Below are 16,282 nucleotides of genomic sequence, written 5' to 3'. Positions count from 1 at the left end.
CTATCCGCCGTGCCCACCCGGCAATACGCTGCCGAGCACCTGGCGCGCCGTGTCGATCATCACGTTGCCCTGGTCCGGGTCGCCCTGCAGCAGCGCCTTGCCGAACGCGCGCGCCTGCGTCATGGTGATATGCGGCGGCAGCGGCGGCACGCTGGGGTCTGCCTTCACTTCGATGACCACGGGACGGTCCGCGTGCAAGGCGCTGTCCCACGCCGCGCCCAGCATGTCGTCCTTGTCGACGTATATGCCCTTCAGGCCTATCATTTCCGCGAACGCGTGATAGGGAATGGAAGGAATGTCCTGCGACGCGGAGAACTTGGGGTCGCCGTTCAGGACGCGCTGCTCCCACGTCACCTGGTTCAAGTCGCCGTTATTCAGGACCATGCATATCCATCGGGGGTCGGCCCACTGTTCCCAATACTTGGCGACGGTAATCAATTCAGCCATGTTGTTCATCTGCATGGCGCCGTCGCCCACCAGCGCGATGACCGGCCGTTGCGGATGGGCAAACTTGGCGGCGATCGCATAAGGAACCGCCGCGCCCATGGACGCCAGTCCGCCCGACAGCGAGCACATCATGCCGCGCTGCACCTTCAAGTCCCGCGCATACCAGTTGGCCACGGATCCGGAATCGCTGGTGACGATGGCGTCCGCGGGCGTGCGCGGCGACAGCTCCCAAACGGCACGTTGTGGATTCACGCCTTCCCGCCCGGGCTCCAAGGCCCGCTTCTCCAACGTTTTCCACCAGCGTTCGGTCCAATGGGCGATGTCATCGCGCCAACGCGTGTCGGTCTTCTGCTCCAGCAGCGGCAGCAGTTCGCGCAGGGTCAGGGCGCTGTCGCCCACCAGGTTGACCTCCATGGGATAGCGCAAGCTGAGCATGTCGGCCTTGATGTCGATCTGCACCCCGCGCGCGGCGCCTTCCTTGGGCAGGAACTCCGAGTAGGGAAAGCCGGATCCGATCATCAACAGGGTGTCGCAGGCCTCCATCATCTCGAAGCTGGGCTTGGTGCCCAGCAGACCGATGGATCCGGTGACCCAGGGCTGGTCATCGGGGAGCACCGCCTTGCCCAGCAGCGCCTTGGCCACGCCCGCGCCCAGGCGATCGGCCACGGCAAGCACCTCATCCGTGGCCGACAAGGCGCCCGCCCCGACCAGGATCGCAACCTTTTTTCCAGCATTCAGGACCTCGGCCGCGCGCTCCAGGTCTTCCTTGAAAGGAAGCAGCCGCGGCGGCTGGTACCCGATTCCGGAATGCACCGTCCCATGCTTGCGGCCCGGCGGTTCGTACTCCAGTTCCTGCAGGTCATTGGGCAGCACCAGCGCGGTGACCTTGCGTTCCGCCAGCGCCGTGCGGACGGCGCGGTCGACCAGATGACGCACCTGGCCGGGCAACACCGCCTGCTGGATATAGGCCCCCGCGACGTCCTTGAACATGGAGACCAGGTCCAGTTCCTGCTGGTAATGCCCGCCCAGGGACGCGCGCGCCTGCTGCCCGGCAATGGCGAGGACCGGCACATGATCCATGCGGGCGTCGTAGAGCCCTGTCAGCAAATGGGACGCGCCCGGTCCGGACGTGGCGATGCACACGCCCAGCTCACCCGTAAATTTTGCATGGGCGCTGGCCATGAACGCAGCCATTTCCTCGTGACGCGCCTGCACGAACTCGATCTTGCCGCGTGCCCGCCGCAAGGCGCCGAACACGCCATTGATGCCGTCGCCTGGGTAACCAAAAATACGGCGCACGCCCCAGGCATACAGGCGGTCGACCAGGAAATCGCCAACAGTGATGGCCATATGAAACTCCCGATGGATGAGCTGGTTTCGACAAGAACAGGCGGGAGGGCGCAAATGGCGTTCCTTGCCTCGCCTCGCCCCGCTTCCCCTGGCCGCGGCGCGGTCGCCCGTGATACCATCCGCTGCAAATTTCCAGGCGATTTTTCTCAAAGCCGTACGAAACCACCGAACAAAGCCATGCGCTCCGGAACCCGCAGCAGAGCCACATCCTGGTTCGCGACATTCGCGGCGTTCGTGATCGCCTTTTATTCGCTCATGTCGGCGTCGGCCCTGGCCGGGACGGTGGTGTCGTCCAAGGACGGCGGCGCCACGACGATTATTTGCACGGCCGCGGGCCCACGCGTGATTACCCTGGACGCGGGAGACAGCGCCTCCGCATCCAAGGCCGCCGCCGTGCATGGCAACACCCTGCCCCATTGCTGCAGCGGCGGCTGCGCCATGGCTGGCGCAGCCTTGCTGCCCACGCTCTATCTGTTGGCGTGGGCCCTGCCCTCCGATCCGGTGCGCCTGCCGGATTTCACCGTTGATGCGCCGCCGCCGGCGCAAGGCCTGCTCGCCAGTTCACCGGGCCGGCCACGCGGGCCGCCCGCCGCCTGAACCGCTCCGCCCCGCGATGGTTCGATGCCGTCGTCCGGATGGCACGCTGGCCTGATCCGCCTGCGCGCCCGCGGCGATCGTGCGTGCCGGGGCGTCCCCGCTCATTGTCGAGTACCGCCATGCTCTGCCCGCAACGCCGACGCGCCGCGCGCCAGCCCGGACATGGAGTCACCCCGCCACACCTGAGCCCGGGCACGCCCGTCCCGCAACGCCGCCCCGCCTGACCGCATCGACCACGGCCGCCGCCTTGCGCGCGGCCTCCCCACGGTTCGTTTCAACGGCAGCTCCCCATATGAACGGTACTTCCTTGCGGCCGGCTCACCGGTCGCCCCTGCCTGTCACCCATCCTTCCCGCGCCCGGCGTCTCCGGGTACCCATCCGCCGTGCCACCCCGCGCTTGCACGGCAGGCAGGCGCTGTCGCGGCTGGCCCTGTCCCTGCTGGCCGTGTTCGGTCCTGCCCTGGCGGCGCCGGCCGCATGGGCCGCGGACGCCGGCACGACGGCGGCGGCTTCGACCGCCCCGACGGCCCCGGCGGCCCCGGCGGCCCCGGCGGCCCCGGCGGCCCCGGCTACTCCGGCGCGGACGGGCAGCGCGCCACTATCCGCCGGCGACAATGCGCCGACCACCACGCTGGCGCCGATAACAGTCACCGCGCAGCAGGACAACGCGCCGCTGGACGTCCCCGCGACGACCGGCTCCAACCTCGGCCTGACGCCGCGCCAGACGCCCGCCAGCGTCGACACGATAAACCGCGCCCAGCTGGAGCAACGCGGCGACGCCAGCCTGGTCGATGCCATCACGCGCGCGCCGGGCTTCAGCAATATCGCCCATCCCGGCAACGGCGGATCCGGGCTGTCGGTGCGCGGCTTCACCGATTCGACTTCGGTGATGCAGCTCTATGACGGGCTGCGCCAATACGGCGGCCTGGGCGTCACCTTTCCCTTCGATACGTGGTCCATAGACCGCATCGAGGTGCTGCGCGGCCCCGCGTCCGTGATCTACGGCGAAGGCGCGATCGGCGGCGTGGTCAACGTGATCCCCAAGAAGCCCTCCAACGGCCCCATCGAGAACGAGATCCAGGCCACCGTCGGCACGGAGGACACGCAGCGCCTGGCCTTCGGCAGCGGGGGCGCCATCAACGACAAACTGTCCTATCGTTTCGATATCAGCGGCAACCATTCGGGAAACTGGGTGGACATGGGCGATTCGAAAAATCTCAGTATCTCCGGCGCCGTGAAGTTGACCGTGTCCCCCGAGTTCAGCATGACGCTGAGCTACGCCCAGGGCTGGCAACAGCCCATGCGCTATTTCGGCACGCCCTTGATCGACGGCCATCTCGACGACTCGATCCGCAAGAAGAACTACAACGTCGGCGACTCGATGATCAAGTACGACGACCGCTGGACCGAGCTTTCGGCGCAATGGACGCCCAACGAGGACACCACCGTGCGCACGCGCCTGTACCAGGTGGACAGCCACCGCCACTGGCGCGACGCGGAGTACTACACCTGGCAGCCATCCAGCGGTTTGATCCAGCGTTCGTCCTACACCGAGATCCTGCATGACCAGTCGGAACTCGGCGCGACGACCGACGCCACGTTCAAGGGACACGTGCTGGGCCTGGCCAACCAGGTTTCCGTCGGCTTCGACGCCAGCCACAGCAGCTTCAAGCACACCAATAATTCGCCCTATTCCGGCACGACCTATGTCGACCCCTACGACTTCGGCCATGGCGATTTCATCAATGTCGCGGGCACCGTGCCGAAGTATCGCAACAAGGCGACCCAGTACGCGCTGTACGGCGAAGACCGGCTGTCGCTGACCGACAAATGGTCGGTGGTCGGCGGCCTGCGCTACGACCACGTCGATGTGTCACGGCGCGACCTGGTGCTCGACCAGCAGGCCTTCGATCAACGCTATTCCCATACCGGCTGGCGCCTGGGCACGGTCTACGACCTGACGCCCGACCTGTCCGTCTACGGCCAGTACGCGGAAGCGGCGGACCCGGTCAGCGCCCTGTTGATGCTGTCGCCCTCGAACAGCGGCTTCAGCATGGCCACCGGCCGCCAGGTCGAGATCGGCCTGAAGCAATCCTTTCTCGACGGCAATGGCGACTTCACCCTCGCGGGTTATCGCATCGTGAAGAAGAACCTGGTCACGGCCGACACCCTCGATCCGTCCACCAGCGTGCAGGTGGGCCAGCAATCGTCGCGCGGCATCGAGGCCACGCTCGGCCTGGCGCTTGCGCGCGACTGGCGCCTGGACGCCAACGCCACGGTGCTGCGGGCACGCTACGACGACTTCACCGAATCCGTCGGCGGGGTCGCGGTATCGCGGGCCGGCAACGTGCCGGCCAACGTGCCCGAACGGCTGGCCAACGTCTGGCTGAGCTGGCGTTTCCTGCCGCAATGGACGGCCAGCGCGGGCCTGCGCTATGTTGGCCGGCGCTATGCCGACCGCGCCAATACGCTGGAGATGGGGGCCTACACCACGACCGACCTGGCATTGAAGTGGGACGCGCGGCGCGACCTCTCCTTCACGCTGCGGGGCTTCAACATCTTCGACCGCCACTACGCCACCACGGCGTACTACAACGCCACGCAATGGCTGTACGACGACGGCCGGCGCGTGGAGTTGACCATGAACTACAAGTTCTAGGACAGCCTCCATGGGAACCGCCTGGTCGTCCTTCAAACGCGCGGTGTACCTGGTGCACCGCTGGATGGGCATCGGTGCCTGCCTGCTGATGGCGCTGTGGTTCGTCAGCGGCGTGGTAATGCTGTTCATCGGCTATCCCAAGCTGACGCCGTGGGAGCGCATGGCGCATCTGCCCGCACTCGACGCGGACCAGGTGCGGATACCCGTCGCGCAGGCGCTGGCGCGCGTGGGCGAACCGGCGAACGCCACCGAGATCGTCCTGACCTCGGTGGCGGGACGGCCGGCGTACCGCGTGCGCGACGGCGCGGGGCGGCTGTCCGTCATCGATGCCGCGAACGGCCAGGTGCTGCCACGCGCCAGCCCCGCGGCGGCCGAGGCGGCGGCACGGGCCTGGGCCGCCGCCAGCGCCGGAACCCCGGCCAGGGAAGGCCCGCCCGACGCCGCCGCCCGCTATGTCGACACCGTGACCGAGGACCGCTGGACCCATTCCAGCGCGCTGAACCCGCACCGGCCGCTGCTGCGCGTACAGTTGGACGATGACGCGCGCACCCTGCTCTACATCTCGTCGGCCACCGGCGAGGTGGTGCTGGACGCCCCGCTGTCGCAACGCGCCTGGAACTATGTCGGCGCCTGGCTGCATTGGCTGTATTTCCTGCGCGACCGGCCCGTCGATCCGGGATGGAGCTGGATCGTCATCGTACTGTCGGCGGGCGGCACCATCGTGGCATTGACCGGGACGCTGGCCGGCATCTGGCGCTGGCGTTTCCGTGGCCGCTACAAATCGGGCAAGCGTTCCCCGTATCGCGACTTCTACCTGCGCTGGCATCACATTACCGGCCTGGTCTTCGCGGCCATTACGTGCACCTGGATATTCAGCGGCCTGATGTCGATGAATCCGCTGGGCATATTCGCGGCGCAGGGCCAGCGGCCCGATGTCGCGGCTTATCGCGGCGGCCTGCCCGGCACGGTTCGCCCCGCGGTTGCGGCCGCCGACGCGCTGCGGGCCTTGCAGGCGACGGGCTTCGCGCCGCGCGAGATCGCCTGGCGGGTGCTGGGCGGCCAGCCCTATCTGCTGGCGCGCGACGGCGCCGATCGCACCCGGCTGGTGATGGACATGGTGGGGGGCGGCGCAGGCGGCGAAGACAAGGGCGACGCCGATGGCGCCGGTGCTGCTGCGGGTGCTACTGCTAGTGCCACCGCCGGCGCTGATGCCGGTACCGGAAATGCCGCGCCGCGCATCCTGGCGCATTGGCCGCAAGCGACCTTGCGCGCCGCCGCCGCCCGCCTGAACACCGCTGCCCTGATGGACATGCGATGGCTGGAACGCTACGACGATTACTACTACGGCCGCGCGCCGGAAGCCATGAACGGCGGACTGGAACGGCGACTGCCGGCCTGGCGGCTGACGTACGCTGACGGCGCCGACACGTGGGTCTACCTGGACCCACGCACGGGCGACATGGCGCTGAGCGCGGATCGCGCGCAGCGTCGCGGCCGTTGGTTGTTCAACTTCCTGCATAGCTGGGATTTGCCTGCGATGTTGCGGGACGACGGATGGCGCGCCGGCGTACTGATCGTCCTGAGCCTTGGCGGACTGGCCCTGAGCCTGACGGGCGTGGTGATCGGCCTGGCGCGCTTGCGCCGGAAAGTGGGACGGCCGCGCGCATTGGAACGGCCGCGCACGGGGTAAATACGGATAAAGGAAAATCCTATGCGCGCATAGAAAAGCGATATTTGCCCTGGCGATGCCGTCTCCCTACGATGGAGCACGCCTGCGCGGCCTATTCGTCATAAGAAACGCGTATGGCATGTCACTTCAAGGGAAACCGATGTTCAGTATCCGTTTATCCGGCGCACGCCGCGCCGCCCTCGCCGGCACGGCCGTGCTCGCGTCCGTCCTCGCCCTGCCCGGCGCCCATGCCGCCGGGTTCCCCGATCACCCCATCCGCCTGATCGTCCCGCAGTCCGCCGGCTCGGGGGGCGACGTCGTTGTCCGCCTGCTGGGCGACAAGATGGGCAGCGCTCTGGGCGCGTCGGTGGTGGTGGAGAACAAACCCGGCGCCAATGGCATCGTCGCCATGTCCTACGTCGCGAAGTCGCCCGCCGACGGCTATACCCTGCTGCTGGCCGGCGTGTCGCAGATGAGCTTCAATCCCAAGCTGTACAAGAACCTGCCCTACGACGCGGACAAGGACTACACCTATGTCGCGCCGGTCGTCGATACGCCCTTCGTGCTGGTCGCCGGCAAGAACACCCCTTACAAGACGCTGCCGCAGCTCATCGCGGCCGCCAAGGCGGCGCCCAATGCGATTACCTTCGCCAGCGCGGGCGCCGGCAACTCGACGCACCTGTCCACGGAACTGATAGCCAGCGGCGCCGGCATCAAGCTCAAGCATATCCCGTACAAGGGTTCCGGTCCCGCGCTGAACGCGGTGATGGGCGGGCAGGTCGACCTGATGACCAGCGTGCTGGGTTCGGCCTTGCCGCAGATCCGGGCCGGCAATGTCGTCCCGCTGGCCGTCCTGGCCGACCAGCGCGCCAACGACCTGCCCACGGTCCCGACGCTGAAGGAGTCCGGCTTGGACGTGCCGCCCATGCCGGGCTGGTTCGCCATCGTCGGCCCGGCCGGCATGGACCAGGCGGTGGTGCGCAAGCTGAACGGGGCCGTACAGGCGGCCATCGCGGACCCCGCCATCAACAAGAAGCTGAAGGACCTCTACTTCGTTCCCTTGCAGGGCAGCGCCGAGGAAATGCGCGCCCGCGCCGACCAGGACGCGCGCTTCTGGGGCGAGTTCATCGCCAAGAACGGCATCCAGGTCGACTGAGGCCGCGGCAGCGGCCGGGCTCACCACGGCCGCGGCAGCGGTCGGGCCCACCACGGCCGCGGCAGCGGTCGGGCCCACCACGGCCGCGGCAGCGGCGGGGCCCATCGAAGCCGCGACGGCAGCGGCGCCGATTACGGCCGCGTCAGCGGCCTGTTCGGCTGGCGCCCCGGCAGCGGCCGCTCTCCCTGCCATTGCACGCCCGTCCAGCGGCCATCCGCCACCAGCCCGGCCGCCACGTCGATAAGCGCCTGATGGACATGCGTGCACGCCACGCTTTTCTCGGTCGACACCGACATGCATACGGACACCCGGCGTCGAAACTCTGGGCTGGCGATGCGCGTGGCGACGATGTTCTCCGAACGGGCCTCCGGTCCGACCAGCGCCGACGACGGCAGCACGGTCCAGCCCTTGCCCTCGCGCACCAGCGTCAGCAGGACGGACACGGCGCTGGTCTCCACCACCAGGCGCAAGGACAGGTCCTCTTCCGCGAAGGCCCGCGCGGCCAATACCCGGATGGAGTTCGGAAAGCTGGGCAGCACCAGCGGCATCGTCGACATCTGGCGCAGGGTCACCGCGTCCAGGCCCAGCGGCGGTCCGACCAGGAACAGTTCCTCGGTCAGCAGGGGCGTAACCGTCATGCGCGCCGGCTGCGGCCGCGCGTCCATGGCCACGGAAAGGTCCAGGCGGTGCATGGACACCGCCGTCGCCAGGTCGCTACTGCTGCCCTCCACCACTTCCAGCACGACCTCCGGATAACGGCTGGCCACGGCTTCGATCAAGGGCAGGGCCAGTATGCGCGAAGTGCTGGTGGGCAATCCCACTTTCACATGGCCCGAGGGCGTGTCGCGCCCGTGCTTGATTGCCGACTTGGCTTCCTCCGCCTGCCGCAGCATGACCTTGGCGTGGCGATACAGCAACTTGCCGGCCTCGGTGGCGCGCACGCCGCCGGGACCGCGCACCAGCAGCGGCGTTTCCAGTTCCTTTTCAAGGTTGGCCACGTGCTGGCTCAGCGACGGTTGCGCGATATGCAGCGTTTCCGCGGCGGCGGTGATGCTTTCGAGCTCGACGATGCGGACGAAATACTTGAGTTGGCGCAGATCCATCAGAAAATCCTATTTGGCTGATGGAATCTTAACGAAGATAGGACGTTCGCAGTGTGCGACGCGGTGCACTACTGGCGCCAACCGCCGGTACAGCATTCAACATCCGGGATCGCATTTTCCTATGGCACCATCCACATCAAATATTGGCAGGAATCGGCATCGCTCTCTAACATAGCCGGCGATATTCCGAGCACACCCCCAAGGAAACGCCATGCCCCCGTACGCCAAGAATGAAGACCAGGCCTGGTCCGTGCCGCCGCAAGCCTATGCGGAACGCCGGCCCGTCGATTACGTCGTTCCCGAGCCGTCCTCGCGCTACCTGGCCATGCGCGACGGCTGCCGGTTGGCGATCGACGTCTACATTCCACGGGCCGCCCCCGGCAAGACGGCCGCGACGCGCTTTCCCACGATCACGCTGTTCACGCCCTACTACCGCCGCTTCAACATCAAGCCTGGCGGCAGCGGCGAGCGCGCGCCCAACATCGCCAAGCTGCGCGACTACTTCGTGCCGCGCGGCTATGCCGTGGTCGCGATCGACGTGCGCGGCACCGGCGCCAGTTTCGGGACGCGCGACAGCTTCCGGTCGCCCCGCGAACGCGACGACAGCCATGAAGTCGTCGACTGGATCGTCGCCCAGCCGTGGTCCACGGGCGTGGTAGGCGCCACCGGCATTTCCTACCTGGGCGCCGCCTCCGACTTCCTTGCGGCGACGCGCCATCCGGCGCTGAAGGCAATCGCGCCGCTCTTCTCGGTCTGGGACACCTATACGGACAACTACTATCCAGGCGGCATCCAGCTCAAGGCGCTGACGCAAAGCTATGACGACCTGATGGTGGCGATGGACCATGACCGGCGCGAAATGCTGCACCGCTTCGTGTACTACGCGAACCCGGATTTCGCCGGGCCGCAGCCGGTCGACGAGGATCCCGACGGCGCGCTGCTGAAGCAGGCCGTGCACGAGCACCTGGGCAACTTCCGCCAAACCGAATTCATGCCGGAGTTCCGCTTCCGCGAAGAACCCCTGCCCTACGACGCCAGCTTCAGCTCGGCCACCTTCAGCCCCTACAGCCTGGCGGACCAGATCCCGCAAGACGTGGCCGTGCTGTCGATTTCCGGCTGGATGGACGGCGCCGGCTACATGAACAGCGCCATCTCGCGCTACCTGACGCTGGACCGGAATCCGCGCCATCTCATGCTGGGCCCTTGGGACCACGGCGCGCGCATCGACGTATCGCCGTGGCGCGCCACGCAAATGGCCGACGCCCCCTGGCTGGCGGAGGCGCTGCGATTCTTCGATGAATACCTGCTGGGCCTGGATACCGGCCTGCGCAAGGAGGCGCCCATCCACTATTACGCGCTGCATGCCGAGCAATGGCGCAGCGCCACGCAATGGCCACCCCATGGCGACGAGCCCGCCACCCGCCTGCACCTGGCGCCGCGAGGAGAACTGGCAGCCAGCGCATCCGCCGACACCAGCCAGCAAGACTACCAGGTGGATTTCTCGCTGGGCACCGGCGCCGGCACCCGCTACGAACGCATCGCCGCGATCAACAGCACCGAGTACTACCCTGACTGGCAGGGACGCACGGACCTCATGGCCAGCTTCACCTCCGCGCCGCTGGACGCGCCGACCGAATTGGGCGGCCATGCGGTGATCGACCTTTGGGTGGCCAGCAGCGAACCCGACGCCGCCGTGTATGTCTACCTGAGCGAGATCGAGGCCGACGGCCGCGAGCGCTACGTGACGGAAGGCATCTTGCGCCTGCTGCACCGCAAGGTCTCGCCCTGCCCGACCGGGTACCGCACGACATGGCCCTTCCACAGCTTCCGCCGCGAGGACGCCGCGCCCCTGGTGCCCGGGCGGTTCGAACGCGTCGAACTGGCCTTGCTGCCGACGGCATGGCGTTTCGCGAGCGGCAGCCGCATCCGGGTGTCCATCGCCGGCCATGATGCCGACCATTGCGGCCAGGTTCCGCACGGGCGGCCGCCCAGGCTCACGCTGGGCACGGGCGGACGCCATGCGTCATCCATCGTGCTGCCGCTGCGCAAGGCCTGAGCCGGGCCGGGCGCCTGCCCCGCCGGGTCAGGCGCCTATCAGCCAGCCCGCCGCGGCGCTGCCCGCCACGACCAGCCAGGGCGGCAGCTTCCAGAACATCAGGGCGACCAGGGCCACCAGCGCCAGGCCGAAGTCCGCGGGACGCAGCACGGCGCTGGTCCACACGGGCTGGTACAACGCGGCCACCAGCAGGCCGACCACGCCGGCGTTGATCCCCGCCAGCCCCGCCTGCGCATGCCGGCTGCGCCGCAAGCGCTCCCAGAACGGCAAGGCCCCGGCAACCAGCAGGAAGGACGGGGCGAAGATCGCCACCAGGCACAGCAGCCCGCCCGTCCATCCAGTGGGCGCCCCGTTCATGGACGCGCCCAGGAACGCGGCGAAGGTGAACAAGGGACCCGGTACCGCCTGCGCGGCGCCGTAGCCGGCGAGAAAGGCATCGTTGCCCACCCAGCCGGGCGGCACGACCTCGGCCTGCAGCAAGGGCATCACCACGTGGCCGCCGCCGAAGACCAGCGCGCCGGAGCGGTAGAACGCATCGACCATGGCCAGCGGACGGCTGGGCATCCATCCGGCCAACACGGGCAGTCCCAGCAGCAGCACGAAGAACAGCGCCAGCCAGATCGCGCCGGCGCGATGTCCGACCGGGATGGGCAGCGGTTCGTGCGCCGCGTCCTGCTTCGGTTTGCATAGCAGCAATCCCACGGCCGCCGCCAGGGCCATCATGGCGATTTGCCCCCACGCCGCGGGCGCCAGCAGCGCGCCACAGGCGGCCACGGCCATCAGCGTGATCCGCGTGACGTCCGGGCAGAGATTGCGCGCCATCCCCCACACCGCCTGCGCGACCACCGCCACGGCCACGACTTTCAGGCCATGCAGGACCCCGGGCGGGATAAAGTCGCCGTAGTTGGAAACGCCCAACGCCAGCAGGATCAAGACTATTGCCGAGGGCAACGTGAAACCGGCCCAGGCCGCCAGCGCGCCGGCATAACCCGACCGCGTAAGCCCCAGGGCCATGCCGACCTGGCTGCTGGCCGGGCCGGGCAGGAACTGGCACAGCGCCACCAGGTCGGCATAGCTGCGCTCCGACAGCCAGCGCCGCCGTGTCACGAATTCGGTGCGGAAATAGCCCAGGTGGGCGATCGGGCCGCCGAATGACGTCAGGCCCAGGCGTAGAAAAATGAGGAACACCTCCCAGGCAGTGGGACGCTCTTCGGTCGGTGGCAAGAGAGGCATTTCGTATTTCCTGATTCCTGGCGATGGTCTGGCCTATGGCCTGCTGGGCAGGCGCCGGAGTGCGGCGATGATATATGAACGACATGACATTCAGCCAACCGAAAGCGCCCCGCCCCGGGCCTTGGATAGAATGCTCCTTCCCGTTGGACCGGCCTTGGCCGGCATCGACCCACACCAGCCCGGCACCGGGCCATGACGAGAACAGCCATGAGACTCCGCCTATCTCCCCTTTGCCTCTGTATCGCCATCGCTTGCGCCCCCGGCCTGGCCGCCGCGCAAGCCGCCGACAATTCGGCGTCGGGCCCTGCCCACGCGGCCCCCGCGACGGAAAAAACCGCCGCGGACAAGCCCGCGCCCAAGGTCCCCGCCAAGCCCGTCCGCGACGAATTCTTCTGGCTGGGCGAAATCAACAAGGCCACCGCGGTCATCAACACCGACGAAGGGCTCCTCGACAAGTCCATGGCGCCCCGCCTGGCGGCGGCCGTGCAGAAAGTCATCGACGACGGCAACCAGCCCGGCGGCAAACGTCCGTCCACGGTCATCACCTTCGAACCGCTGCTGATCAAGGCCGGTGGCCTGGACGTCACGCTGCTGCATGCCGGCCGCTCCAGCCAGGACATGCATGCCACCTACCGCTCCGCCATCCTGCGCGACAAGCTGCTGGCGCTGGCCGATCAATTGCACGCCACGTCCCGGACCCTGGTCGACCTGGCGGCCAAGCATGTAGACACCATCGTTCCCAACTACACCAACGGCGTGGCCGCCCAGCCCAACAGCTACGGCCACTATCTGCTGGGTTTCGCCGCCGCCCTGCAGCGCGACGCCGAACGCATCCGCGAGACCTATGCGCGCGTCGACCGTTCGCCCATGGGCACCACGGTGCTCAATGGCACCAGCTGGCCGCTGGACCGCAAGCGCATGGCGGACTACCTGGGCTACGCCAGGCTGGTCGACAACGCGTACGACGCCGCGCAGCTATCGTCCATGGACGAACCGGTGGAAGTCTCCTCCATCGTGACCGCCATCGGTTTGCACACCGGCAATTTCATCCAGGACATCATGACGCAGTACGCCCAGTCGCGTCCGTGGATCCTCCTGCAGGAAGGCGGCGGCAATACGTATGTGTCCAGCGCGATGCCGCAGAAGCGCAATCCCGGCCTGCTGAACTCGACCCGCAGCGATGCCTCGACGGCCCTGACGCTGGCCATGGGCCCCATCCTCCAGACCCACAACATCACGCCGGGCATGCCCGACCCCAAGGAGGTGGACCAGAACTCCGCCATGGTCGATGCCGCCATCAAGGCGCTGAAGAAATGGGACCGTATTCTCAAGGCCTTGGTCATCAACCCGGATCGCGCCCTGGAAGAACTGAACAGCGACTGGACGGCGTCCCAGGAATTGGCGGACCTGCTCATGCGCAAGTACAAGCTGCCGTTCCGCGAGGGCCATCATTTCGCGTCCGACGTGGTGGAGTACGCGCGGCAGCACGACATCAAGCCGCTGGACTTCCCCTACGCCGACGCGAAACGCATCTATGCCGACGTCGTCAAGGGCAGCAAGTATCCGCAGGAGCTGCCCATGTCCGAGGCGGAATTCCGCGCGTCGCTGGATCCCGTGGCCATCGTCAAGGCGCGCGCCACCTCGGGCGGCCCGCAGCCGGCGGAGATGGAGCGGATGCTGAAGGAAGCGCGCGAGAACCTGGCGTTGCAGGAGAACTGGATCAAGACCCACCGGGCGCACATCGACGACTCCCTGGCGCGCCTGGACAAGGACTTCGACACGCTGCTGGCCTCGGGCGGCAAGCCGGCCAACTGAAACCGCGGCAGGCGTTGCGAGGGCCGCGCAGGCGTCGGATGCGCGGCCGCCGGCCCTGCCCCACGGGCGTCAGGGCCGGCCGTTAGGCCTCGTCATCCCGATAGTACGGCCGCTTGGACATATGCCCGATGCCGGGATTCAGGCAGTTGCACGGGTCCAGCCCCTGGTAGAACGCGCGCAGGGCCGGCTTGGCGTCGTACAGGTGGCCGACGTTATGCTCGGCCGGGTATTCCGCGCCGCGCTCGTCAAGCAGCCGCCACATCGCGTGCTCCAGCGCCAGGCAGTCCTCACCCTTGCGGACGATGTAGTCCTGGTGAAAGACATGGCAGAAGAAATGGCCGTAGTACAGCTTGATCGCGATGGCCCGCTCCATCTCGGCCGGCAAACGCTCGACCCAGTCCCTGTCGTTGCGCCGCAGGGCGATGTCCAGCGCCACGATGTCCTCGACCTGCTCCGGGTGCATGGCCCGGTAGCGCACGGCGGCGCCGGCCGCGGCGAAGCGATGCAGGAAGGCCTTGCGTCCTTCCTCGTCATCGCACAGGAAGAAATCGCCATCATGACCGGCGAAATACGCCTGTAGATGCGCGCGCGTCTCGTCGACGGAGTCGGCCGACACCTTGAGCATCAAGTGATGCTCATAGCGCTCCCGGAACGCCTTCAGGCGCGCCGGCAGATGGCTGGGAAACAGACGGCTGGCCGCCTGCATGAGCCGGTCGGTCAGGTTGCGCGGCAGCCAGCCGAAACGCTCGAAAAAGGCGTCGCAGCGGCTCTTCATCGCGAACAATGCCGGCAGGCGCTGCGTGCCCAGGTGCTCGATCAGCAAGAACATGTCCTTGCCGTAGCGCTCCGCGATATCGAAGGCGTCGCGGTGCAGGTACTCGCCGGCGATGGGCAGGCTGGTGAAATTGGCCAGCATATGGCGGCGGATATCGGTCAGTTCGCCGGGGTCGTTGGTGCCGATATAGAACACCCGGGCGCCGCTTTCGATCGGAAAGGTATCGAGCCGCACCGCGAACACCATCAGCTTGCCGGCGGACCCCGAGGCCTCGTGCAGCCGCAAGGGGTCGGCGTTGTAGCGTGCCGGCGTGGCGGCTTCGATATCCCGCACATGGCTGGCGTAGCCGTGGTCGGAGGCGGCTCCCGCATCGGGGCTGACGGCGCTGGCCGGCCAGTCGCCCCGGTCCAGGCGCGCCAGCATGGCCTCCGGCGCATCGCCCAGCGCGATGCCCAGGTGATTGACCAGCTTCAATTCGCCACCAGCGTCGACCTGGGCGTAGAGCGCCAGTTCCGTATAGGCCGGACCGCGCCGCACCAGCGCGCCGCCCGAGTTGTTGCACACGCCGCCGATGACGGACGCGCCGATGCAGGACGAGCCGATGACCGAATGCGGCTCGCGTCCCAGCGGCTTGAGCGTTTTCTCCAGCTGGTCCAGCGTCGCGCCCGGCAAGCACACCACCTGCCGCCCCGCTTCGATGACGTGCACCGTGCGCAGGCGCGCCATGCTGATGATGACCACGGGCCGCCCGTAGTCCTCGCCGTCGGGCGTGGACCCACCCGTCAGTCCCGTGTTGGAGGCCTGGGCGATGACCGCCACGTCGGCCGCGACGCAGGCCTGCAAGACCTGCCACAGCGCCACCAGCGTGCCCGGCCGCAGCACCGCCAGCGCGGCACCTTCGCCAAAGCGGAAACCCCGGCGATAGCGGCGCGTCGCGGCCGCGTCCGTCAGCACATGGGTGGGCCCTAAAATATTCCGGCACGTCTCGATCAAGGCGGCCCTGTCGCTCGCCGGCGTCCGCGCACTGTCCCTCACTGCATATCCTTCATCGTCAGACCGCCCGTACGACCATGGGCTGGAACTGCCGCGGCGTCTCGCGCAAGGGCGCGTCGTCCCGTTCCTCGCCGTGGGCCCGTCCCGCGCCCAGCGACAGGTAGCGCAAGCAGCAGACTCGCAAGAAGGACGCGAAACTCATCGTCATCTCGCCATGGCGAGCCAGCAATTCGTCGTGCAGCTTGATGGCGAACTGGCTGGTGGTCAGGCCTTCCCGCTCGGCGATCTCCTGCAGGACGTCCCAGAACAGGTTCTCCAGGCGCACGGTGGTCACCACGCCATGTATGCGCAGGGAGCGGGTGCGTGATTCATAGAGGATGGGATCCGTGTTGACGTATATCTTGCACATGCTTCACTCCTGGAAGTGGG

Annotated in this window: 11 protein-coding genes; 6 read left to right on the top strand and 5 right to left on the bottom strand. The window is 67.6% G+C overall.

What is annotated here, in order from left to right:
* Positions 1–1,797 (bottom strand): thiamine pyrophosphate-requiring protein, encoded by a 1,797-nt coding sequence (locus C7R54_RS10540; RefSeq protein WP_129150194.1) that lies wholly within the window; start codon positions 1,795–1,797, stop codon positions 1–3.
* Positions 1,798–2,031: 234 nt separating this feature from the next.
* Here C7R54_RS10540 and C7R54_RS10535 point away from each other — a divergent pair, with 234 nt between their 5' ends.
* From C7R54_RS10535 to C7R54_RS10520, 4 genes are all read left to right on the top strand, one after another.
* The gene (locus C7R54_RS10535) at positions 2,032–2,394 is read left to right on the top strand and encodes a hypothetical protein (protein WP_129150193.1); all 363 of its coding nucleotides are present in this window, start codon (positions 2,032–2,034) and stop codon (positions 2,392–2,394) included.
* 292 nt (positions 2,395–2,686) lie between these two features.
* The gene (locus tag C7R54_RS10530) at positions 2,687–5,053 is read left to right on the top strand and encodes a TonB-dependent receptor (RefSeq protein ID WP_129150191.1); all 2,367 of its coding nucleotides are present in this window, start codon (positions 2,687–2,689) and stop codon (positions 5,051–5,053) included.
* Positions 5,054–5,063: 10 nt separating this feature from the next.
* Complete coding sequence (locus tag C7R54_RS10525; protein ID WP_129150189.1) at positions 5,064–6,743, top strand: PepSY domain-containing protein; 1,680 nt, start codon at positions 5,064–5,066, stop codon at positions 6,741–6,743.
* A gap of 139 nt (positions 6,744–6,882) precedes the next feature.
* Positions 6,883–7,878, top strand: a complete 996-nt coding sequence (locus tag C7R54_RS10520; protein ID WP_129150187.1) for a Bug family tripartite tricarboxylate transporter substrate binding protein — start codon at positions 6,883–6,885, stop codon at positions 7,876–7,878.
* Between the two features lie 131 nt (positions 7,879–8,009).
* Here C7R54_RS10520 and C7R54_RS10515 read toward each other — a convergent pair whose 3' ends face one another.
* Positions 8,010–8,981 carry a LysR substrate-binding domain-containing protein gene (locus tag C7R54_RS10515; RefSeq protein ID WP_129150185.1) on the bottom strand — a complete coding sequence of 324 codons (972 nt, stop codon included), beginning with the start codon at positions 8,979–8,981 and terminating at the stop codon, positions 8,010–8,012.
* A gap of 211 nt (positions 8,982–9,192) precedes the next feature.
* Here C7R54_RS10515 and C7R54_RS10510 point away from each other — a divergent pair, with 211 nt between their 5' ends.
* Entirely contained in the window at positions 9,193–11,037 is a 1,845-nt protein-coding gene (locus tag C7R54_RS10510; protein ID WP_129150183.1) for a CocE/NonD family hydrolase, read from the top strand.
* Between the two features lie 27 nt (positions 11,038–11,064).
* Here C7R54_RS10510 and chrA read toward each other — a convergent pair whose 3' ends face one another.
* Positions 11,065–12,270, bottom strand: coding sequence for a chromate efflux transporter (gene chrA, locus C7R54_RS10505; protein WP_129150182.1), 1,206 nt, complete (start codon positions 12,268–12,270; stop codon positions 11,065–11,067).
* A gap of 207 nt (positions 12,271–12,477) precedes the next feature.
* Between chrA and C7R54_RS10500 the strand changes: the two genes are divergently transcribed.
* On the top strand, positions 12,478–14,085 hold the full coding sequence (locus tag C7R54_RS10500) for an argininosuccinate lyase (protein ID WP_129150180.1): 1,608 nt from the start codon (positions 12,478–12,480) through the stop codon (positions 14,083–14,085).
* An 82-nt stretch (positions 14,086–14,167) separates the two neighbouring features.
* Here the strand turns inward: C7R54_RS10500 and dld are convergent, their stop codons facing one another.
* Both dld and C7R54_RS10490 read right to left on the bottom strand, forming a co-directional pair.
* Positions 14,168–15,895: a D-lactate dehydrogenase gene (gene dld, locus C7R54_RS10495; RefSeq protein ID WP_129150179.1), complete on the bottom strand. Its 1,728-nt coding sequence runs from the start codon at positions 15,893–15,895 to the stop codon at positions 14,168–14,170.
* A gap of 16 nt (positions 15,896–15,911) precedes the next feature.
* Positions 15,912–16,262, bottom strand: coding sequence for a ribbon-helix-helix domain-containing protein (locus tag C7R54_RS10490; RefSeq protein ID WP_129150177.1), 351 nt, complete (start codon positions 16,260–16,262; stop codon positions 15,912–15,914).
* Positions 16,263–16,282: the final 20 nt, after the last annotated feature.

The sequence above is a fragment of the Achromobacter aloeverae genome, assembly GCF_004121055.1.
Classification (GTDB): Bacteria; Pseudomonadota; Gammaproteobacteria; order Burkholderiales; family Burkholderiaceae_B; genus Bordetella_C; species Bordetella_C aloeverae.
Note: the sequence above shows the minus strand (reverse complement) of the source record. Positions and strands in the feature narration are given on the sequence as shown.

Bases quoted from the DNA above. Each gene is read 5' to 3' on its own strand.
- C7R54_RS10540 (WP_129150194.1), bottom strand. From the start codon at position 1,797: ATGGCCATCACTGTTGGCGATTTCCTGGTCGACCGCCTGTATGCCTGG.
- C7R54_RS10530 (WP_129150191.1), top strand. From the start codon at position 2,687: ATGAACGGTACTTCCTTGCGGCCGGCTCACCGGTCGCCCCTGCCTGTC.
- C7R54_RS10525 (WP_129150189.1), top strand. From the start codon at position 5,064: ATGGGAACCGCCTGGTCGTCCTTCAAACGCGCGGTGTACCTGGTGCAC.
- C7R54_RS10520 (WP_129150187.1), top strand. From the start codon at position 6,883: ATGTTCAGTATCCGTTTATCCGGCGCACGCCGCGCCGCCCTCGCCGGC.
- C7R54_RS10515 (WP_129150185.1), bottom strand. From the start codon at position 8,981: ATGGATCTGCGCCAACTCAAGTATTTCGTCCGCATCGTCGAGCTCGAA.
- C7R54_RS10510 (WP_129150183.1), top strand. From the start codon at position 9,193: ATGCCCCCGTACGCCAAGAATGAAGACCAGGCCTGGTCCGTGCCGCCG.
- chrA (WP_129150182.1), bottom strand. From the start codon at position 12,270: ATGCCTCTCTTGCCACCGACCGAAGAGCGTCCCACTGCCTGGGAGGTG.
- C7R54_RS10500 (WP_129150180.1), top strand. From the start codon at position 12,478: ATGAGACTCCGCCTATCTCCCCTTTGCCTCTGTATCGCCATCGCTTGC.
- C7R54_RS10490 (WP_129150177.1), bottom strand. From the start codon at position 16,262: ATGTGCAAGATATACGTCAACACGGATCCCATCCTCTATGAATCACGC.